Below are 2875 nucleotides of genomic sequence, written 5' to 3'. Positions count from 1 at the left end.
CGAGCTGGCCAGTGTGATCGAGCTGTTCATCGCGCTGAGCTTCTTTCTCGATCTGTTCGCGGTGCCGCTGGATGAGCCGCCGACTGCAAACGCTAACCCAGGTTGAGAGCCCATGAACACGCCTACTGTCACGATTGAGCAAGCGCGCGGCGATTCCGATCACGCAATGAACACCGCCAGGAGCGCTCTGCAGGGGCCAGCGATTCGGCCGCGTTGGCGGTCTCTGGGCCGAGCCGGCATCGGCGCCTGGCTCATCCTCAGCGCGATGGCGCTGATGGTGCCGGAGCCGGTCCACGCCTGGTCGACAGGCGGCTACCGCGGCTCGTCGATCTATGGCTTCAGCCATCATCGATCAAGCCACTCGAATCACCGTTCGCGGAGCCCGCGCTCCTATCGTCATCACAGCGGATCGCGCAGCTGCAGTCGCGTCTCTAAGACGGTTCGCATCGATGGCCGACTGCGAGAGGTGACCGGCAGCCGCTGCTACGACCGCCACGGCAACCCGTACATCAAGCGCGGTAGCCGTCGGCTCGGTGGCTACTACGGTGACTGAGCGTCATGCACCGAAGCAAGCGGAGCCGACAGCGCTGCGCTGCCCCAGGGTCCAGCCACATCCGAGTCCAGCGTCACTCACGATGCAGCAGAAAGTGCAGCAGATTGTCCTGGAAAAAGAGGTTACCGGTCAGGGCACTGTGCTCAGCGCAGAGCAGAAGCGGATAATCGAGCGGAAAAAAGCTCCAGGGATGCCGTGGCACGAGCGGATCGAGGACATTACGGGCCAGCAGTGAGGCCTTGGTGACGGTGCCATCACCCGGTTCCAGCATCAGCTGCGAGTAATCGATCCCAGGGCGACCGCTGCCGATATGCTCCGGGCGCAGATAGAGTCCGGAGCCGACAGCGGTCTCATGCACCACGAGACGCGCCGGCGTCAGCTTACAATCACCCCCGAACACCACCAGGCTCCAGGGTGCCCGGTCCATCTCGAGGGTCAGCGACCAGACAAAGCGCCGCCCGCGCTCCAGGTACTTGTGGAACCAGCGCTCGAGCAGCGCGAGGCGCGCCTCTGCGGCCGCTGGGTCCTCGTAGCGCGCCCGAATACGCTCGCGCACCTCGGGATCGAAGATCGACCACTGAAAACGTTGCCAGGTCTCCAGATCGAACGGATCGAGGTCAAGCGGCTCGCCCTCAGCATTTAGCAGCCAGTCATTGATCGGATGCGGAAACAGTTGGTAGAAGCTCGGAAAGGTGACCAGCACCTCGGGCGGCACACGGCGCAGACCGAGTTGGCGCCCGGCGATGAAGGCCTTGAGCGACTCCACCGAGCCTAGGTTTGGGGTGCCCAGCAGCACCACGCGGCGCACCCGTTCCTCGCCGTGATAGTTGACCGGGAACTGGTTGTCCCGCGTCACATCGATCGGGCCATAGCGCAGGTAGTAGCGCGTGATCAGTCCGCCCATCGAATGGGCAATGATATCGACTGGGACCTCGCCGCCATGATCGCCTCGGATCTGCTCGATGAACTGATCGAGCGCTCGCACGGTGTCGACATTGTCTTGCCGCCAGTCGTAGGTGAAGACGTAATAGTTGCGTGTCCCCTCTGGCGCTTGACCAGGCTCAGCGCGACGGTAGCCACCTGCCTGCTCCAGGGTGCGGATGATCGAAGCGTAAAAATCACGGCCGGCAAACCGGTCGGTGATGGTGGTCGGGTGAATACCGCCAGGATCGGGACTGAGCGTCTCCGCGTCGATCTGCAGCGCCAAGTCGTCATAACGCGACCAGAGCGCGCGCTGCAGGGAGCCGATCCAGACCTCGCGACCCTCGGCATCCTCGAGCCGCGTGCCCATCAGACCGGGGATGATCACCACCGGCGGCTGCCCCGGGCTGTCGGTGGCGCTCGCATAGAGCCGCTCGAGATCCGGCTTGGCGATCCGCGCACAGCCGATCAATGCAACGATGCCGAGGCTCAGCGCGAAGACGCGCAGACTGAACGACGCGAAGACTGACATCGTCAATCCCAACAGCGTCAATCGAACCTGAGCTGGAGCAGATTTGTGCGCGTCGCACGGGCACGCTGCAGCATCCGGTCGGCCTTTTCGGCATCGAGTCCCTGACCCACGCTCGCCATCTCTTCGCGGTCGTGAAAGAGCAGCAGGTGATCGCCTAGGATCAGGAAATTGCGCGGATCGATCGCCACCGCACGACCCAGCGACAGGTTGTACGGGCAATGATCCGGGAACGCCGGTGCATAGGCCGCCGGATCGGCCTCGAAGCGTGCCACCTGCTCAGCACTGGTGAACCAGTACTCCTTGCCCTGATAAGTGCTGGTATAGGCGGACGAGCCCTTCTCTGGGCGGCCGACCTCGAAGTAAGACAGCGGGCTGTAGCCCTCGATCGCCGGGTCCTGGCTCATGTCGGTCGGCAGTCGCTGAGACTGAGCCGACAACGGACTCAGTGCCAGGGCCAGGGCCACCGCTGTGGTGGTCATGGATGAGGTCAGTGCTCTGTTGAACATCGTGCAGCCTCTCTTGGTCGCGCACTGGGAAACCCATCCCCACCCGGAGCAAGCCAACGTGGGCGTGCGCCGGCTAGGGTGTCGTTTAACGACATTGGGTACAGGTCTCGAAGGCGAAGCGCTCGAGCTCGACGGTATCGGCGGCGAAGTTGCGGATGCCCTCGGAGAGCTTCTCGGTGGCCATGGCGTCTTCGTTCAGCGCCCAGCGGAAGCTCGGCTCGTCGAATGACACCCGTGCCTCGCCGTCGCTGAGCGCATGGGTTGGATCGAGGCGGCGCGGCACCTCGCCCTCGGCCTGATCGAGCGCATCCATCAGCGGCGGTGCGATGGTCAACAGATCGCAGCCGGCCAGGGCCAGGATCT

General features: G+C 63.8%; 4 protein-coding genes. 1 reads left to right on the top strand and 3 read right to left on the bottom strand.

Annotated features, from left to right (window positions below; all coding sequences use genetic code 11):
- Window positions 1-166 precede the first annotated feature (166 nt).
- The gene (locus CCR82_RS15555) at window positions 167-553 is read left to right on the top strand and encodes a hypothetical protein (RefSeq protein WP_207191021.1); all 387 of its coding nucleotides are present in this window, start codon (window positions 167-169) and stop codon (window positions 551-553) included.
- Between the two features lie 73 nt (window positions 554-626).
- Here the strand turns inward: CCR82_RS15555 and CCR82_RS15550 are convergent, their stop codons facing one another.
- The 3 genes from CCR82_RS15550 to CCR82_RS15540 all read right to left on the bottom strand — a co-directional run.
- Entirely contained in the window at window positions 627-2006 is a 1380-nt protein-coding gene (locus CCR82_RS15550) for an esterase/lipase family protein (RefSeq protein WP_201246726.1), read from the bottom strand.
- Window positions 2007-2023: 17 nt separating this feature from the next.
- Window positions 2024-2512: a YHS domain-containing (seleno)protein gene (locus CCR82_RS15545; protein ID WP_201246725.1), complete on the bottom strand. Its 489-nt coding sequence runs from the start codon at window positions 2510-2512 to the stop codon at window positions 2024-2026.
- A gap of 85 nt (window positions 2513-2597) precedes the next feature.
- Window positions 2598-2875 (bottom strand): transaldolase family protein (locus tag CCR82_RS15540; RefSeq protein ID WP_276570588.1); only part of this gene is annotated, 278 nt, incomplete at its 5' end.

It is taken from the genome of Halochromatium salexigens (assembly GCF_016653295.1).
Classification (GTDB): domain Bacteria; phylum Pseudomonadota; class Gammaproteobacteria; order Chromatiales; family Chromatiaceae; genus Lamprobacter; species Lamprobacter salexigens.
Note: the sequence above shows the minus strand (reverse complement) of the source record. Positions and strands in the feature narration are given on the sequence as shown.

Excerpts from the sequence above, each read along its gene's own strand:
- CCR82_RS15545 (WP_201246725.1), bottom strand. The coding sequence starts at position 2,512 with ATGTTCAACAGAGCACTGACCTCATCCATGACCACCACAGCGGTGGCC.
- CCR82_RS15550 (WP_201246726.1), bottom strand. The coding sequence starts at position 2,006 with ATGTCAGTCTTCGCGTCGTTCAGTCTGCGCGTCTTCGCGCTGAGCCTC.
- CCR82_RS15555 (WP_207191021.1), top strand. The coding sequence starts at position 167 with ATGAACACCGCCAGGAGCGCTCTGCAGGGGCCAGCGATTCGGCCGCGT.